This window comes from Amycolatopsis jejuensis (genome assembly GCF_000717335.1).
Lineage (GTDB): Bacteria > Actinomycetota > Actinomycetes > Mycobacteriales > Pseudonocardiaceae > Amycolatopsis > Amycolatopsis jejuensis.
Map to the genome: position 1 here is coordinate 23,888 of NZ_JNYZ01000012.1, position 13,738 is coordinate 37,625.

General features: G+C 67.2%; 14 protein-coding genes and 1 pseudogene. 14 read left to right on the top strand and 1 reads right to left on the bottom strand.

Annotation, left to right across the window (positions count from 1 at the left end; translation table 11 throughout):
* Positions 1–26: 26 nt before the first annotated feature.
* The 8 genes from OO71_RS17520 to OO71_RS17545 all read left to right on the top strand — a co-directional run bounded on the left by OO71_RS17520 (position 27) and on the right by OO71_RS17545 (position 7,729).
* The gene (locus OO71_RS17520) at positions 27–590 is read left to right on the top strand and encodes a CGNR zinc finger domain-containing protein (protein ID WP_033290892.1); all 564 of its coding nucleotides are present in this window, start codon (positions 27–29) and stop codon (positions 588–590) included.
* A gap of 537 nt (positions 591–1,127) precedes the next feature.
* Positions 1,128–1,652, top strand: a complete 525-nt coding sequence (locus OO71_RS52230; RefSeq protein WP_245633698.1) for a thaumatin family protein — start codon at positions 1,128–1,130, stop codon at positions 1,650–1,652.
* Between the two features lie 70 nt (positions 1,653–1,722).
* Complete coding sequence (locus OO71_RS17525; protein ID WP_033290893.1) at positions 1,723–2,154, top strand: hypothetical protein; 432 nt, start codon at positions 1,723–1,725, stop codon at positions 2,152–2,154.
* Positions 2,155–2,713: 559 nt separating this feature from the next.
* Positions 2,714–2,887, top strand: coding sequence for a hypothetical protein (locus tag OO71_RS50145; protein ID WP_156096357.1), 174 nt, complete (start codon positions 2,714–2,716; stop codon positions 2,885–2,887).
* A gap of 479 nt (positions 2,888–3,366) precedes the next feature.
* On the top strand, positions 3,367–3,960 hold the full coding sequence (locus OO71_RS17530; RefSeq protein WP_033290894.1) for an RNA polymerase sigma factor: 594 nt from the start codon (positions 3,367–3,369) through the stop codon (positions 3,958–3,960).
* Entirely contained in the window at positions 3,960–4,673 is a 714-nt protein-coding gene (locus tag OO71_RS17535; protein ID WP_033290895.1) for a hypothetical protein, read from the top strand. The genes OO71_RS17530 and OO71_RS17535 overlap by 1 nt, the downstream gene beginning before the upstream one ends.
* A gap of 19 nt (positions 4,674–4,692) precedes the next feature.
* Positions 4,693–6,204, top strand: coding sequence for a hypothetical protein (locus OO71_RS17540; RefSeq protein ID WP_033290896.1), 1,512 nt, complete (start codon positions 4,693–4,695; stop codon positions 6,202–6,204).
* 76 nt (positions 6,205–6,280) lie between these two features.
* Entirely contained in the window at positions 6,281–7,729 is a 1,449-nt protein-coding gene (locus tag OO71_RS17545; protein WP_033290897.1) for a purine-cytosine permease family protein, read from the top strand.
* On the opposite strand, the gene OO71_RS17550 is transcribed toward OO71_RS17545, so the two are convergent.
* On the bottom strand, positions 7,701–8,534 hold the full coding sequence (locus tag OO71_RS17550; RefSeq protein ID WP_033290898.1) for a MerR family transcriptional regulator: 834 nt from the start codon (positions 8,532–8,534) through the stop codon (positions 7,701–7,703). The two genes, OO71_RS17545 and OO71_RS17550, sit on opposite strands and share 29 nt — an antisense overlap.
* Before the next feature lie 70 nt (positions 8,535–8,604).
* Between OO71_RS17550 and OO71_RS17555 the strand changes: the two genes are divergently transcribed.
* The 6 genes and pseudogenes from OO71_RS17555 (at position 8,605) to ppk2 (ending at position 13,737) form a co-directional block, all read left to right on the top strand.
* Positions 8,605–9,372 carry an alpha/beta fold hydrolase gene (locus OO71_RS17555; RefSeq protein WP_033290899.1) on the top strand — a complete coding sequence of 256 codons (768 nt, stop codon included), beginning with the start codon at positions 8,605–8,607 and terminating at the stop codon, positions 9,370–9,372.
* Positions 9,369–9,908, top strand: coding sequence for a YybH family protein (locus tag OO71_RS17560; RefSeq protein WP_033290900.1), 540 nt, complete (start codon positions 9,369–9,371; stop codon positions 9,906–9,908). Before OO71_RS17555 ends, OO71_RS17560 begins: the two co-directional genes overlap by 4 nt.
* The gene (locus OO71_RS17565) at positions 9,901–10,857 is read left to right on the top strand and encodes an LLM class flavin-dependent oxidoreductase (RefSeq protein WP_033290901.1); all 957 of its coding nucleotides are present in this window, start codon (positions 9,901–9,903) and stop codon (positions 10,855–10,857) included. Before OO71_RS17560 ends, OO71_RS17565 begins: the two co-directional genes overlap by 8 nt.
* Positions 10,854–11,719, top strand: a pseudogene (locus tag OO71_RS46475) (DUF1028 domain-containing protein). The gene OO71_RS17565 and the pseudogene OO71_RS46475 overlap by 4 nt, the downstream one beginning before the upstream one ends.
* Positions 11,716–12,828, top strand: coding sequence for a M20 family metallopeptidase (locus OO71_RS17575; protein WP_033290902.1), 1,113 nt, complete (start codon positions 11,716–11,718; stop codon positions 12,826–12,828). The pseudogene OO71_RS46475 and the gene OO71_RS17575 overlap by 4 nt, the downstream one beginning before the upstream one ends.
* Before the next feature lie 18 nt (positions 12,829–12,846).
* Positions 12,847–13,737: a polyphosphate kinase 2 gene (ppk2, locus tag OO71_RS17580; protein WP_033290903.1), complete on the top strand. Its 891-nt coding sequence runs from the start codon at positions 12,847–12,849 to the stop codon at positions 13,735–13,737.
* Position 13,738: the final 1 nt, after the last annotated feature.

A 13,738-nucleotide genomic window follows, 5' to 3' on the forward strand; every position in this document is an offset into this window, starting at 1 on the left:
CTAGCGCGAGCCGGAACAGGAGTCAAATGTCTTTTGAACCTTACGGCGAGCGAGCCGTGAACACCGTCGTGGCACTGGTCAACAGCCTCGCCCCCAGCGACGGGACCGACGGCCTGCCGGATCTCGACGCGTGCGCTCAGCTCCTCGGCGAGCACGGCTGGATCGTCGACGATCTGACGTCAGCCGACTTGAGGTTTCTTCGGAAGTTGCGCCCCCGGCTGCGCTTTGCGTTCGAGGTTCAGGACGAGAGGGAGCTGGTGACGCACCTCAATCGGCTGTTGTCCGAATGCGATGTGCTCCCCCAGCTCACCGATCACGACGGGGCTTGGCACTTTCACTACGCGCGTCCCGGTGCGACGCTGGCGCAGCGCGTCTTCGTGACGGGCCTGATGGCGCTCCTGGTCGTGGTTCGAGACCGCGGATCGGACCGGCTCAGAATCTGCGCCGCCGACGGCTGCGCAAACGTGCTCTTCGACACGACCAAAAACCACTCTCGTCGTTTCTGTGATGCCCGAACATGCGCAAACCGCGTCCACACGGCGGCATATCGCCGTCGGCAGCGGGTGAAAGCCGATACGCCGGATCGTTGACCATGACCTCAACTGGCGGGTGTGAAGGGAGGGGGGCCGAACCGATCGAGCAGGGGGTTGCCACAAACGCCGTGAGGCGGCCGCCGACGGCGCGTCCACGGGCCGGGAGAATGTGCAGCCGAAACCCGCCGAAGATTCGAGGAGATTGTTCGCGCGGGGTGCGCAGAATTTGACAACGGATCAATTATGCCGCGAAGGACTTCTGACCTCGGCAAATGATCGGCGACTCGAAAAAAGCGATACCGGGATGCAGCACAATATCCGCGTACGGCACGGTCCGATTGGGCAGGCCTTGCGGCACCTGGTGATCACAGTCGGGCGGGGTGCCGCCTCGGCGGAAAGCACCACGGCCAACCGGACGGCGACTTTCGTCAACCCGGACCGGCCAGCCGATCTGGATCGGCGGCAGGGGCAACGGTGACGGCTCGAAGAACCCGACCGGCCTGCCCCGGCTGAACGACGGCCAGCGGGCGACGGTCACCGTGCCCGAATCGGGCAATCCGGGCCACCGGCGTGGAAAGTTCTTCGCCCGGCAGGGTGGTACCGGAAAATCGGGCAGCAGCTTCCATTGCGTGGTCGGCGATTGCGGCAACGTGGCCGACCGCTGTACCCGCCGGTGAACAGCCGACCAGCCTTGCCGAGTTCACCTTCGACCGGCGCGACAAGGCTGCGCCTTGGTACGACGTCAGCTACGTGAATGCGGTGTCGTTCTCCATTACGATCGAGACGACCGGTGCGAAGCCCGCGCCCGGTTCGAACCAATGCGAGACGATGGGCTGCTCGGCCCCGCTGCTGCGGTACTGCCCGCCGGCCAACCTCACCACGCGCGACGGCAAGCTGCAACGGATTCGGCGTCACGTTCCATCGAGGGAATTGATTGCGGCTGCCGGAACCGGAGCGAACTACGGCAGTACCGGACGCAGATGTCCGGTGCCTGTTGAGCGGCAACGGCGGGTTTCGCAAGGAGCCCGCCGTCACCCCTGGCCGACGTGCGCAGGAAGGGCGGGCGGAAATCGGAACCGGTGGACAATTGTGCCCATTTCGTCGAGCTTGATTTTCTGAAGGCAGCAGTTTGGGAAGCGGTTGACCCGCGCGGGCATTTTGTGCTTCCTGAATTTGCTATCGTTCGCGGATGTGGTACGACTATTTCGTGGCCGCGGACGACGAGACGGCGGCTCGTGAGCTCGAGAATCCGGATACGGCCCGGAGCGCTGGTTACCCCGAGCTCGTCGCGAAGGGTGTCGATCCCGAGCTCGACCTGCTGCCCGTCGAGGCGGTGCTGACCGGCCGGACGACTGATGAGGTCCAAAACGATCCGGCCCACTGCCCGCTGGTCGCGCAAGTCGACGAAGGTGAAGTGGTCATCCTGTCGCTCGCCGACAGTTTCCGCGACGCGCTCGCCGCCGCCGATGTTGGTGCGCTGCACGCCGCTGCGGTCGCCTTTGTGGAAGTGAACGAGGCAGGAGAGGTCGAGGAGGTGGCTGGGTTCTTGACCGAACTCGCTGTCCTGGCCAAGGGCGCAGTCGAGAATGGACACCGGCTCTACTGCGAGATCGCCTGCTGACCGGATTCCTCCGGCGGCCGCGTTCGGCGTGCTCTTCAATGGAGCATGCGGTGGATTCGGTCGTCTCAACCGGTGGCCCGCCGGGTGCCCTGCGACCCGGCCTCCCACGATGATCGTCGGAGGGCTCACCATGCTTCGAACGCGACCGCGTCGACGGTGAGTTGCGGGTGGCGTCGAGATACGAGCGCAGCGTCTCCCGGAGCACGTGCCCGCCGTCCGTGTCGGATGTCGTGGGTGTGAGACAGCGGTCCACCGGCACCGCGCCGCCGTCGTCCGCCGAGGCCACGGCCAGTTGCAGCGACAGCCTTTCCGCGGTGAGCAAACCCGACCTCCCGAAGGCAAGGCCCACGCCGAGGACCTGGCTCGCGCGCCGGAACGACGTCGGCAGGTCGGCTAGTTCGGCAACCGGTCCGACGGCCACCGCGAGATGCTCGGGGATCACCGGCGACGTCGCCCACGAAGATGCCCAGCAGGGAGGGCGCGTGACGAGTTGTCCGCGCGACCAGTTCGGTCAGGGCGCCGCGCTCGGCCGTGGCACGCCGCGGGCATCCCGCTACTCGTGGGCAACACCCGCGACGAGGCCGTCCTGCACCTCGGGACCGCTGTTGCCACCAGGCTGCTCGGCGGGATCCTCGAAGGGTTCGGCTCGCGCGGCCCCGTCATCGAGGTGACCTATCGCCGGGTCTGCCCGGATGCCCCGGACGAGCGGCTCGCCACCGCCCATCGTCGGTGACGCCGCGCTGCGCTACCCCGCGTTCGCCGTCGTCCGCGCAGAGGTCTTCTGCTACCGCTTCGACCAGCCCACCGTCCGCGACGGGCGGCCGCTCGGCGCCGAGCTTCCCCACCTGTTCGACCCCGGGGAAACCGCGGCGGGCCGCACCTGGCGGGCGAGGTCGACGCCGAGCGGGTGCGGGCGGCGTGGGCGGCCTTCGCGACCACCGGACGACCTCGGCCTCCGCACGGGGAATGGCCGCGCCACAGCGTCCGGCAGCCGACGGCGTTGGCGATGTCGGCCACGGGCTTCACCCCCGTGACCGAGCCACTCGCCGCGATCTGGCTGCCGCCGACCTGACCGAACCGCCTTCTCCCGACCGGAGGAACAGGTGACCCAGCCCACTCCGTTTGCGGATTTCGCCCCGAATGCAACGCTGTCACCACGACCGGGGACAAGTGGTTGTGACAACAGTTGCGGATCAAGGCTGGGGGTGGGGGATGCCGGCTGACGTCCCGGGTTCCCCCGACGGCGATCAGGGCCTGTGGGAGCAGGCGGCCACCGGGGACGTCCAGGCGTTCGGGGTGCTCTTCGACCGGCACGCTGCCGCCGTGTGGAACTACGCCTACCGGCTGACCGGGTCCTGGGCTACCGCCGAGGACCTGACCTCGTTGACCTTTCTCACGGCGTGGCGACGGCTCCGCGAGGTGACGTTGGTGAACGACAGCGCGCGGCCGTGGCTGTACACCGTCACCGCCAACTTGGCTCGTCGCGAGCAGCGGCGGCTCGGGCGGTTTGCGGCGGCGTTGACGAGGCTGCCGCGGGCGGCCGTCGTGCGGGATCATGCTGAGGACGTGGCTGGGCGGGTCGATGCGGACCGGCGGTTGCGGACCGTGCTGGGGGCCGTCGCGAAGCTGCCTCGGGCCGAGCGGAGGGCGGTCGAGCTTTGCCTGCTGGGCTCGCTTTCGACGGCCGATGCTGCGGCGGTGCTCGGGATCGCCGAGCCGAGTGTGCGGGCGCGGATCTCCCGCGCGCGCAGCCGGTTGCGCACGTTCCTGCAGGACACCGACGTACTGACCGGGGAGGAGTTCTGATGTCCGACGACCTGAACCTGCCCCCGGACCGGCCGATGCCGGACCTCCTCAAGGAATCCATGTGGAACCGGCTCGCGCCGGAGCTGCGCAGGCCGCGGCGGAAGGTGGGGCGGCCGTTGGCGGTTGCCGCGGCTGTCGGGGCTTTTGCGTTGGGCGCGGTGCTCGTGTTCGCGCCGGTGCGGCAGGTGGCTCCGGAAATGACGCACGTGCCGGTCGGCACTGCGCCGGATGCCGCGGACTGGCAGCGGCTCAGGGAATGCCTCGACAGTGCGCGCGGTCTTGGCATCACCCCGCCCGACCCGAAGGGCTGGCGGCCGTCGCTCAAGATCAAGGCGAATGCCAATCATTCCTCGTACCTGTTCATACGCACCGAAATCGCGACTGCGAGGTGCCTTCTCGAGCCAGGCAATCCGGCCGTGCTTGCCGGGACCACCTCAGTCCAGCTTGCCGGAGAGAACCTCCTGACCAGCTTCCGCTCCGTCGAGCACTACCCCGTGCACTCCCTCTTCTCCAACGACGGCCTCGTGACGGGAATGGCCGGCAACGACGTGGAATCGGTCGCCTTGATCGCGCCGGACAATTCCCTGATCCCGGCTGTGCTGATGGACGGGTTCTATGCGGTCGACGTTCCGGATGGGTTTCCGCGGGTTTCCCAGCTCCGGATCCAAGTGAAACTGTACGACGGGCAAGTGCTGACCGCGTACGCCGCTTAGCCGAGTAAAGGAATTCGAAATGTCACTGGGGCTGAGTGCGCCCGAAATCACCCGGGAACAGCCTGGTCCGGCGGGGCGACCACGGTATCTGCTGCCGGTCACGACGGCCGTGTTGTCGACGCTGTTCTTTTTCCTGGTGCACGGGCACCTGATCGATGACACCTACATCACCTTGAGTTACGCGCGAAATCTGGCTTTTCACGGCACCTGGGGATTGCTGTCCGACAGTGTTTCGAATACCGCGACGTCACCGCTCAATGTCCTTTCCCTGGCCGCGTTGACCTTCATTCTGCGTGACGCGGTTTCCGCCGCGGGGGTCCTCTATGTCGGATGCCAGATGCTGCTCGTGCTGGCATTGCGCAGAGCAGGCAGGTCCACCGGATTACCCGGCTGGTTCCCGATGCTGACCATCGCGGCGCTGACGGTGAACCCGCTTCTGGTGTCCTCGATCGGGCTGGAGGTCGAACTCGGTGCGACGGCACTCGCCTGGCTGCTCGTCTTCTCGATCGAACGGCGGCCGTTCGCGTTCGGCCTGGTCGCCGGTGCGGTTGCGCTGATCCGGGTCGACCTGCTGATTTTCGTCGCGATCATTTTCCTTGCCCGCAAACACTTCTGGCTCGACGCGCGGCGTAGCTTCCAAGGTGCCGCGCTGGTCGCGCTGCCGTGGTTCGGGTTCAGCTGGATCGTGCTGGGGGCAGCGGTCCCGGACACCGTCATCATCAAAACTCTGCAAGGCGCACTGCGATTCTGGGGCGAGTGGCAATTCGGCAACGGGTACCGGATGTACTGGGGAGGAATGCCGCTGCAGACGGTGCTTTCGTTCTTGCCGCTGGGTTTGGCAGTGCTGGCCGGGCTGTGGTGGGTGGTACTTGCCTTGCGCGGCAACGAAACCAGCCGTCGGCTGCTGCCGTTCGCGGTGCTCGCGATTGCCGGAGCGGCGTACACCCTGGCGTACGTACAGCTGAAAGTACCGCCGTATCACTGGTACTACGGCCCCGGCATCATCGCCGCGACGGTGTTCGGGTGCGCCGTCGTCGCCGGCTTCGCCCATCGTGTTCAGCGGATTGCGGGTGCCGTCGTCATCGTGGCCTTGGTCGGCGCCAGCGTGATCGCGTACGCCGGAGCCGGGCTGCCTCGCGCATTCGCTCCGCTGACCACGAACTACACGACGAGCGCGCAGTACGCCGAGATCGGCCGGGAGGTCGGCAGGCTGGCGGACGGGAGGACGGTCGCCAGCGCCGGTGAGATCGGGGTGCTCGCCTACAACTGCGACTGCACGATCATCGACGTCTTCTCCGACCGCGGCCGGATGCCACAAGCGATCGCCGACCTGGAAGCCCACACCGGACACCTGTCACGGGGTCTGCTGCGCGTGAACTTCGCCTTCTTCGACTACGGGTTGCAGCCGCGGAAACCGGAACTCGCCCTGATCCGCAAGAGCGGACCGCCGCCGCCGGGCTACCTCGGCCGGTGGGTGATCTCGGCGCCGCTCTACGAGACCACGCAGCTGTACCTGGTCCCCGCGGAGTAGCGAGAACTACCCCTTGGCAAAACTTACATCAGAACTGTAATCTCTGGCTCTCCCTTCGAGCAGCCGGAGAGTGGCCATGACCTCAGCATCACCTGCCCCACGCGGGGGGATCGAGTTGCACTCGATCGACTACGTGCCGCGGGGGGAGCGCCATGGCAAGGCTTGGCATCAGGCGCCGTTCTGGTTCACCGGCGAGTTCGTCATCACCACGGCGGTCACCGGGTTCGTCGGGCCGCTGAGCGGGCTCAGCTTCGGCTGGTCCGCGCTCAGCGTCGTGCTCGGTGTCCTGTTCGGCACGTTCTTCATGGCCTTCCATGCCAACCAGGGCCCCACCATGGGCCTGCCCCAGATGATCCAGTCGCGTGCGCAGTTCGGGTCCCGTGGCGTGATTCTGCCGCTACTGCTCGTGATGGGGATGTACATCGGGCTCACCGTGTTCGGCGTGATCCTGGCGACGGAAGCCATCCAGACCGTGCTGCCCGGCGGGCCGTGGCTCTGGTACCCGGTGGTCATCGTCGCCGCGGCCGGCGTCGCGATTGTCGGGTACGACCTGTTGCACCTGCTCCTTCGCTGGCTCACCTTCCTGGTCGTACCGATTTTCGGGATCATCACGATCATTGCCGTGGTGACGCTGGAACCGTCCGGCGGCAGCTCGTTCTCCGTCACCGGGTTCCTCGCGCAGTTCGGCGTCGCGGCCGGGTACCAGATCGGGTACGCGGTGTACGTTTCCGACTATTCCCGTTACCTGCCCGCGAAAACGCCTGCCCGCCAGGTGATCGGGTGGACCTACCTCGGTGCCGTGCTCGGCTCGATCTGGCTGATGGTGCTCGGTTCGCTCATTGCCAGCTCGCTGCCCAACCCGGACGCGGTCGGCAGCCTGCGGCAGGTCGGCGACTCGTGGTTCGGTGGCTTCGGCACTTTCGCCGTGGTGGCCACGATCGTGCCGTCGTGCATTGCGATCATGGGCGTGAACTCCTACGGCGCCATGCTGTCCGCATTGTCCATTGTGGAGGGATTCCGCAAGATCCGGCCGACCCGCGGCTGGCGCGTGCTCGGGATCGCGCTGTGCGCCGGGGCCTCGGTCGCGATCGCGACGGTGATGCCGGCCGACTTCGTGGGCAGCTTCAGCGGTTTCATCACCTTGCTGCTGTACGCGCTCGTGCCGTGGACCGCGGTCAACCTGGTCGATTACTACGTGGTCCGGCGGGGCCACTACGCGATCGCGGAAATCCTTGCCCAGGACGGGATTTACGGCCGGTGGGGCTGGCGCGGTCTCGGCGCGTACCTGCTCGGGATGGCCGCGATGGTGCCGTTCATGGTGACGCCGTTCTACGTCGGCCCGGTCGCGGAAGCGCTCGGCGGCGCGGACATCGCGTTCGCAGTCGGGTTGCTGGTGGGCGGTCTCGCGTACTTCCTGATGGCGCGCGGCCACGACCTCACCCTCGAACAGGCCGCGATCGCCCGCAGCGAAGCGTTGCTGGAACCCGGTGAGCTCGTCAGTGACGGCGCCGCGCCAGCATCGTGACGGTGCTCGACACTTCCTGCTCGTCCCATGCACCGGCAGGCAGTTGCTCGATCCACACCGCCTTCATTGCCGCTGTACCTCGGTTCTCCCAGGCAAATTCGCTCCCGCCCGGCATGCTGAGCGCGTCCCCGGTGCCGACAACCAGGTCCTCGTCGCCGCGGGACACGGTCAGCTCGCCTTCGGTGACCAGGACCAGCGTTTCGCCGGGCCGGGCGTAAGAGCCGCCGGAGTTTTCGCCGGGCGGGACGGTGAGCAGCGCGGCTTCGAAAGCGTGTCCGGGCAACACCAATTCCTCCCACAGCACACCGCCGGCGAACTCGCCACGCGCCCGCTCGTCGTTGCGCACGATGTGCGAATCCTTCGCGTGGTGGTCGGCGAGGGCGGTCATCGGGAGCAGGTACGCGTCCGCGACCCGCGCGGCGAACTGTGTGGTGACCGCTGCTTCGCCGCGCTCGACCGACGACAGGAACGACGACGACACCCCGATTCGCTGCGCGGCTTCCTTGATGGACATCCCGCGGTCCTTGCGCACCGCGCGCAGCGTCGGGCCGTGCCACTGCGGTGGCGTGGTGGCGGCCGTGCGGCCGAGTGCGGTGCGAATGGCCGCCGGGTTCCAGCCGTGCTGCTGGCGCAACCGCACGATCGTGAGTGCCCGGTCGAGGTGGTCCTGGGTGTAGCGGCGGTGCCCGCCGTCGCTGCGCTCGGGGATGAGCAGCTCCTTGGCCTCCCACACGCGCAGCGTCTGCGTGCTCACGCCCGCGGCCTCGGCGACCTCGCCGATGGTCAGGTAACCCGGTTCTGCCATGTGCCGGAGTCTACGGGTATCCGCCCGGGCGGTGGTTGTAATACTTACAAGTTCATTGTAAGTTCGAGGCATGGTCTCGATCACCGGCCCGGCCGGTTCCCTTTCGGTCGACGTCTCCGGTGCGGCCGATGGCGAGATGGTGCTGTTCATCCATCCCGCCAACCTGTCTGCCGCGTCGTGGTCGGCGGTCGCGCAGCGAATCGATACCCGCTGGCTCGCGGTGGATCTGCGGGCGCACGGCGGTTCGGCGCGGTCGGCTGACCTGGGGGTGGCGCAGTGGGCGGAGGATTGCCTGGCGGTGCTCGATCAGCTGCATTCCGGGCCGGTGCACCTGGTCGGCGGGTCGGTCGGTGCGGCGGTGGCGATCGAGGTCGCTGCGCGCCGTGCGGAGGTCGTGCGTTCGGTGACGACGGTCGGCGGCGGCTTTCTGCCGGGTACCGGACCGGAACTGCTGGACGCCATCGCCACGCTCGGGCCCTTCGAAGCCTTGCAGCAACACGCCGTTGGGGAGGCTTTGGCGCCCGGCGTGTCGGCGGCGTTGGTGGCCCAGGTGACCGCGGACCTCAGCCGGAACGACGCGGCGACCACTGCCGCAATCTGGCAGGCGGCGCTGGACACTGACGTCCGGCCGGTGCTGGACGCGGTACGAGCGCCGCTGCGGGTGGTGGTCGGCGAGCACGACACCGGGATCGAGGAATCGCGCATCGTGGCGCGGCTGACCGGCGCGCGGCTGGTCGAGCTGCCCGGGGTCGGCCATCTGCCCATGTATGAAGCCCCCGCCGTGCTCACTGAGCACATTGGACTGTCTATTTCGGACTCAAGAGGAGGACGGCCATGAGTGCTGCCCGTACCGCGCCCGCTGCGGACGTCGACGAAATCCTGCGCCTGCACCGGGAATGGTGGGAGTCGAACGAGAACTGGGACATTCCGCGGATGGCCGCGGTGTTCCCGGATCCCGGTGACGAGTACCTGATGTTCAACTTCAACGGCCACACCTACTACAACCTCGCCGAGAAAACGGCGCTGTGGGAATGGTATCGGGACAAGACCGGGCAGGACGGCGGCTTGGTCGTGAAGGTGCTGCGGCTCGAAGTTCGCGGCGACACCGCGTGGCTCGCCGCCGAGGGCAGCATCGGGACGTACATGTACGACGGTGGCGAGTGGACAGTCGACGGCGTTCCGGGACATCGCTTCCGGGCCACCGAGATCTATCACCGCGACCGCGGCGACGGCACGCCGGAATGGCGGATGTGGCACACGCACATCAGCGCACCGGCGCCGGACGACGAGCCGCGACCCGGGTTCGGGGACACCACCGACCAGCGCGGCCTCGGCTGGGTGCCGTGGCAGATCGAGCCGGTGCGCGATGCCTGAGCTGGGATTTCTACTCGGCAGCACGGAAGATCCGGCGCAGATCGTCGCCACCGCGAAGGCGGCGGAACGAGCTGGGGTCGACGAATTGTGGCTGGGTGAGGATTACTTCTTCGCGGGTGGAATTGCCGCGGCGGGCGCGCTGCTCGCTTCGACGTCGTTGCCGGTCGGAATCGGGATTGTCCCGGCGGTCACGCGTCATCCGGCGTTGCTCGCCATGGAATTGGCGACGCTCGCCGGAATTTACCCGGGGCGCGTATACGGCGGAATCGGCGCCGGGGTGCCGGAATGGCTGGACGGAATGGCGTTGCGGCCCAAGGCATTGCTGAGTTCGGTACGGAACACGCTGCGGGCTGTCCGGGATCTGCACGCGGGTAAGACGGTCACGGTGGAGCACGAAACCTTTGCCGCGCAGGAGATCGCACTCCATTGTCCGCCGGTCGAGCCGCCACCGTTGTATGTCGGCGCGAGTGGGCCGAAGGCCTTGGCGATGTCGGGTGCCGAGGCGGATGGAAGTGTGCTGTCCGTGCTCACCGACGCCGATTACGTCCGGTGGGCCAGTGAACAGATCGGGGTTGGCGGTCGGCCACATCGGCTTGTCGGGTATGCGTTTTGCGCGGTCGACGACGATGCCGAAGCAGCGCGGGAATCGTTGCGGGAATTGGTCGGGTTGTATTTGCTCACCGGGCCGCGTAATGCGATCACGCAGGTACAAGGTATTGCGGACCAAGCTGAAGGGCTCGCTGAGCTTGGGCTGGAAGAGGGTACCGCGCGTATTCCGCACGACCTCATCGATCGGCTCACCATTGCCGGGCCGGCGGAGTATTGCGCAGAACGCATTGCCGAGCTCGGTGCGGCCGGGGCAGACGCGATTGTCCTTGCCACGGCACCGGAAACGCAGGTCGAGGAAACAATCCGGGCCGTCGCGCGGGCAATGGGGAGGACGACGTGACGTACACCATTGTCGCCCGTGATCCGGAAACCGGCGAGCTGGGTGTTGCGTGCCAGTCGCATTTCTTTGCCGTCGGTGCTGTCGTTGCGCGAGCGGAGGCGGGGGTCGGTGTGGTGGCCAGCCAGGCCTTTGCCGACACGGATCTGCCGTACCTCGGGCTGAATCGCCTGCGGAACGGTGAACCAGCCTCCGCCGTGCTCGACGGTTGCTCGAAACCACCACACTCGCGCCGTTTCGGCAGGTGGCGGTGATTGACGCGAAGGGGACAGTCGCGCATCACACCGGAGATCGCTGTGTACCCGCGGCTGGTGCGGCAGCGGCAGACGGTGTCGTCGCGCTCGGGAACATGCTGGCCAACGACGGATGGGCCGACATGCTCGACGCGTACCAGCGGACCGGCGGCAGCCTCGTCGACCGGCTCTACGCGGCGCTCGTCGCCGGGGAAGAAGCAGGCGGCGACGCACGAGGGTCCCAATCGGCCATGCTGTACGTGGTTTCCGGCGAACGCACCTACCGGCCGTGGCAGCAGGTCCGCTGCGACATCCGGGTCGACGATCATCCGGACCCGGTCGCGGAACTCGGCCGGCTGCTGCCCCGGCACCGGGCGTTCGGCGAGATCGGGCGAGTCCTGTTCGCGCCGCCGTTGGTGATCGGCGACGACAAGCCCACCCACGCAGAGGCCGAAGCCGCGTTGCCCGGATTGCTCGAGGCGGCGAAGTTGCTCGGGGACAACCGCGAGGCCGACGTCTGGCGTGGGGTGATTCTCTTCCGCGCCGGACGGGAGGACGAAGCAAAGGCGGTATTCGACGAACTCCCGCCGGAACTCGGCGGATTCCTGCGCGCACTGGGGGTCCGGTCATGAATAGGTGCGTTGCGCTTGCCCGGGAACTCGTGCGCTGCGACACCCAGAACCCGCCGGGCCGCGAAGCTCCGGTCGTCCCGCTGCTGGTCGACCTGCTGAGCGGCCTGGGTTGCGAGGTCGAAGTCGTGACCACGGGGCCCGGCCGGGAGTCCGTGCTCGCGAGGTACGGCACTGGCAAACGGCCGACCCTGCTGGTCAACGGGCATCTGGACGTCGTGCCGGTGGCCGAGGAGGACTGGTCGGTACCGCCGTTCGCCGGGGTCGTGCGGGACGGGCGGCTGATCGGCCGCGGCGCCGCCGACATGAAGGGCGGGATTGCCGCGGCGATCGAAGGTTTCCGCGCTTGCCTGGACGCCGGCACGCTCGGTACGGACGTCGTATTCCACCTGGTCGCCGACGAGGAGACCGGCGGACGGCTCGGTACCCAGGCTCTGCTGGAGTCGGGCCGGATTGAGGCCGACGCGTGTGTCGTGCCGGAACCGACGGAACTGCGGGTCGCGGTGGCCGAACGCGGCACTTTCCAAGCCAGGATCGAGGTCTCCGGCATCGCCGGGCACGGTGGCGAACCAGGTCGTGCCCGGTCGGCGATCGCGGACGCCGCCGCAGTCGTCCAGTCTCTGCACCTGGCGGATTTCGGCGACACGCACCCGTTGCTCGGCAGCCCGACGTGCAATGTCGCGCTGATCGAGGGTGGGTCGGCAGCCAACGTCGTCGCCGCGCGGTGCGTGCTCACCATCGACCGGCGGACGCTGCCCGGGCAGACACAAGCGGACATCGTTGCGGCGCTGGAAGCCCGGATTCCCGCGGGGATCGACTACCGGATCGAGCCGCTTTTCTTCGCCGAGGCCTCGGAAATCGCGCCGGGACACGCCTTTGTGGACTTCGCGCTCGACTGCTGCGGCGAGACCGAGCCGGTCGGCCTCTCGCTCGGCACCGACGCCCGGTTCCTGCGCAACCAACTGGGAATCCCGTCCGTGGTTTTCGGCCCGGGATCGATGCGGCAGGCCCACACCGCGGACGAATGGGTGTCGATCGAAGAACTGGCCGCGGCGGCGCGTTGCTTCGAGCGGATGTTCACGCCACCGCAAGGACATCCGATGTTCACCTGAGCTGCTTAGTCTCGCCGTATGTTGCGGGACGTGCGGGAGTACATCGACCGGCTCGAAATCGGCGGACATTCGATCGGCGAGGACCACGATGACGATCCGGTGCTGATCGACGCGTTCGGCAAGGCGGTCGACACCTGGCGGGAGAACTATCCGTACGACGAGCGGATGTCGCGTGAGGAGTACGACGAAACCAAGTACCTGCTGCAGGTCGAGCTGCTGAAGCTGCAGAACTGGATCAGTGAGACCGGCAGCAAGCACGTGCTGCTCTTCGAGGGCCGTGACGCCGCGGGCAAAGGTGGCACCATCAAGCGGTTCATGGAACACCTCAACCCGCGGCACGCGCGTATTGTCGCGCTCGCCAAGCCCAGCGATCGCGAAGCGCACCAATGGTATTTCCAGCGATACGTACAGCATTTGCCCACCGCCGGGGAAATGGTGCTGTTCGACCGGTCCTGGTACAACCGCGCGGGCGTCGAGCACGTGATGCGGTTCTGCTCGGCCGAACAGTACGAGCAATTCATGCACCAGGTTCCGCTGTTCGAGGAAATGCTGGTGGAGAGCGGGATCACGGTCACCAAGTTCTGGTTTTCGGTCACCAAGGCCGAACAGCGGACCCGGTTCATCATCCGCCAGGTCGATCCGGTGCGGCAGTGGAAACTGTCCCCGATGGACCTGCAGTCGCTCGACAAATGGGACGACTACACCGCGGCCAAGGAAGCGATGTTCCTGCGCACCGACCGCGACCTCGCCCCGTGGACCACGATCAAGAGCAACGACAAGAAACGCGCCCGGATCAACGCGATGCGGTATTTCCTGTCCCGCTTCGACTATGAGGGCAAGGATTCCACTGTGGTCGGTGAGCCGGACCCGCAGGTCGTCAAGCGCGGGCGGGACGCGGTCGGCGACTGAG

What these genes read in the sequence shown, in the direction of transcription:
- OO71_RS17520 (WP_033290892.1), top strand. Translation starts at nt 27, where the DNA reads ATGTCTTTTGAACCTTACGGCGAGCGAGCCGTGAACACCGTCGTGGCA.
- OO71_RS17525 (WP_033290893.1), top strand. Translation starts at nt 1,723, where the DNA reads ATGTGGTACGACTATTTCGTGGCCGCGGACGACGAGACGGCGGCTCGT.
- OO71_RS17530 (WP_033290894.1), top strand. Translation starts at nt 3,367, where the DNA reads ATGCCGGCTGACGTCCCGGGTTCCCCCGACGGCGATCAGGGCCTGTGG.
- OO71_RS17535 (WP_033290895.1), top strand. Translation starts at nt 3,960, where the DNA reads ATGTCCGACGACCTGAACCTGCCCCCGGACCGGCCGATGCCGGACCTC.
- OO71_RS17540 (WP_033290896.1), top strand. Translation starts at nt 4,693, where the DNA reads ATGTCACTGGGGCTGAGTGCGCCCGAAATCACCCGGGAACAGCCTGGT.
- OO71_RS17545 (WP_033290897.1), top strand. Translation starts at nt 6,281, where the DNA reads ATGACCTCAGCATCACCTGCCCCACGCGGGGGGATCGAGTTGCACTCG.
- OO71_RS17550 (WP_033290898.1), bottom strand. Translation starts at nt 8,534, where the DNA reads ATGGCAGAACCGGGTTACCTGACCATCGGCGAGGTCGCCGAGGCCGCG.
- OO71_RS17555 (WP_033290899.1), top strand. Translation starts at nt 8,605, where the DNA reads ATGGTCTCGATCACCGGCCCGGCCGGTTCCCTTTCGGTCGACGTCTCC.
- OO71_RS17560 (WP_033290900.1), top strand. Translation starts at nt 9,369, where the DNA reads ATGAGTGCTGCCCGTACCGCGCCCGCTGCGGACGTCGACGAAATCCTG.
- OO71_RS17565 (WP_033290901.1), top strand. Translation starts at nt 9,901, where the DNA reads ATGCCTGAGCTGGGATTTCTACTCGGCAGCACGGAAGATCCGGCGCAG.
- OO71_RS17575 (WP_033290902.1), top strand. Translation starts at nt 11,716, where the DNA reads ATGAATAGGTGCGTTGCGCTTGCCCGGGAACTCGTGCGCTGCGACACC.
- ppk2 (WP_033290903.1), top strand. Translation starts at nt 12,847, where the DNA reads ATGTTGCGGGACGTGCGGGAGTACATCGACCGGCTCGAAATCGGCGGA.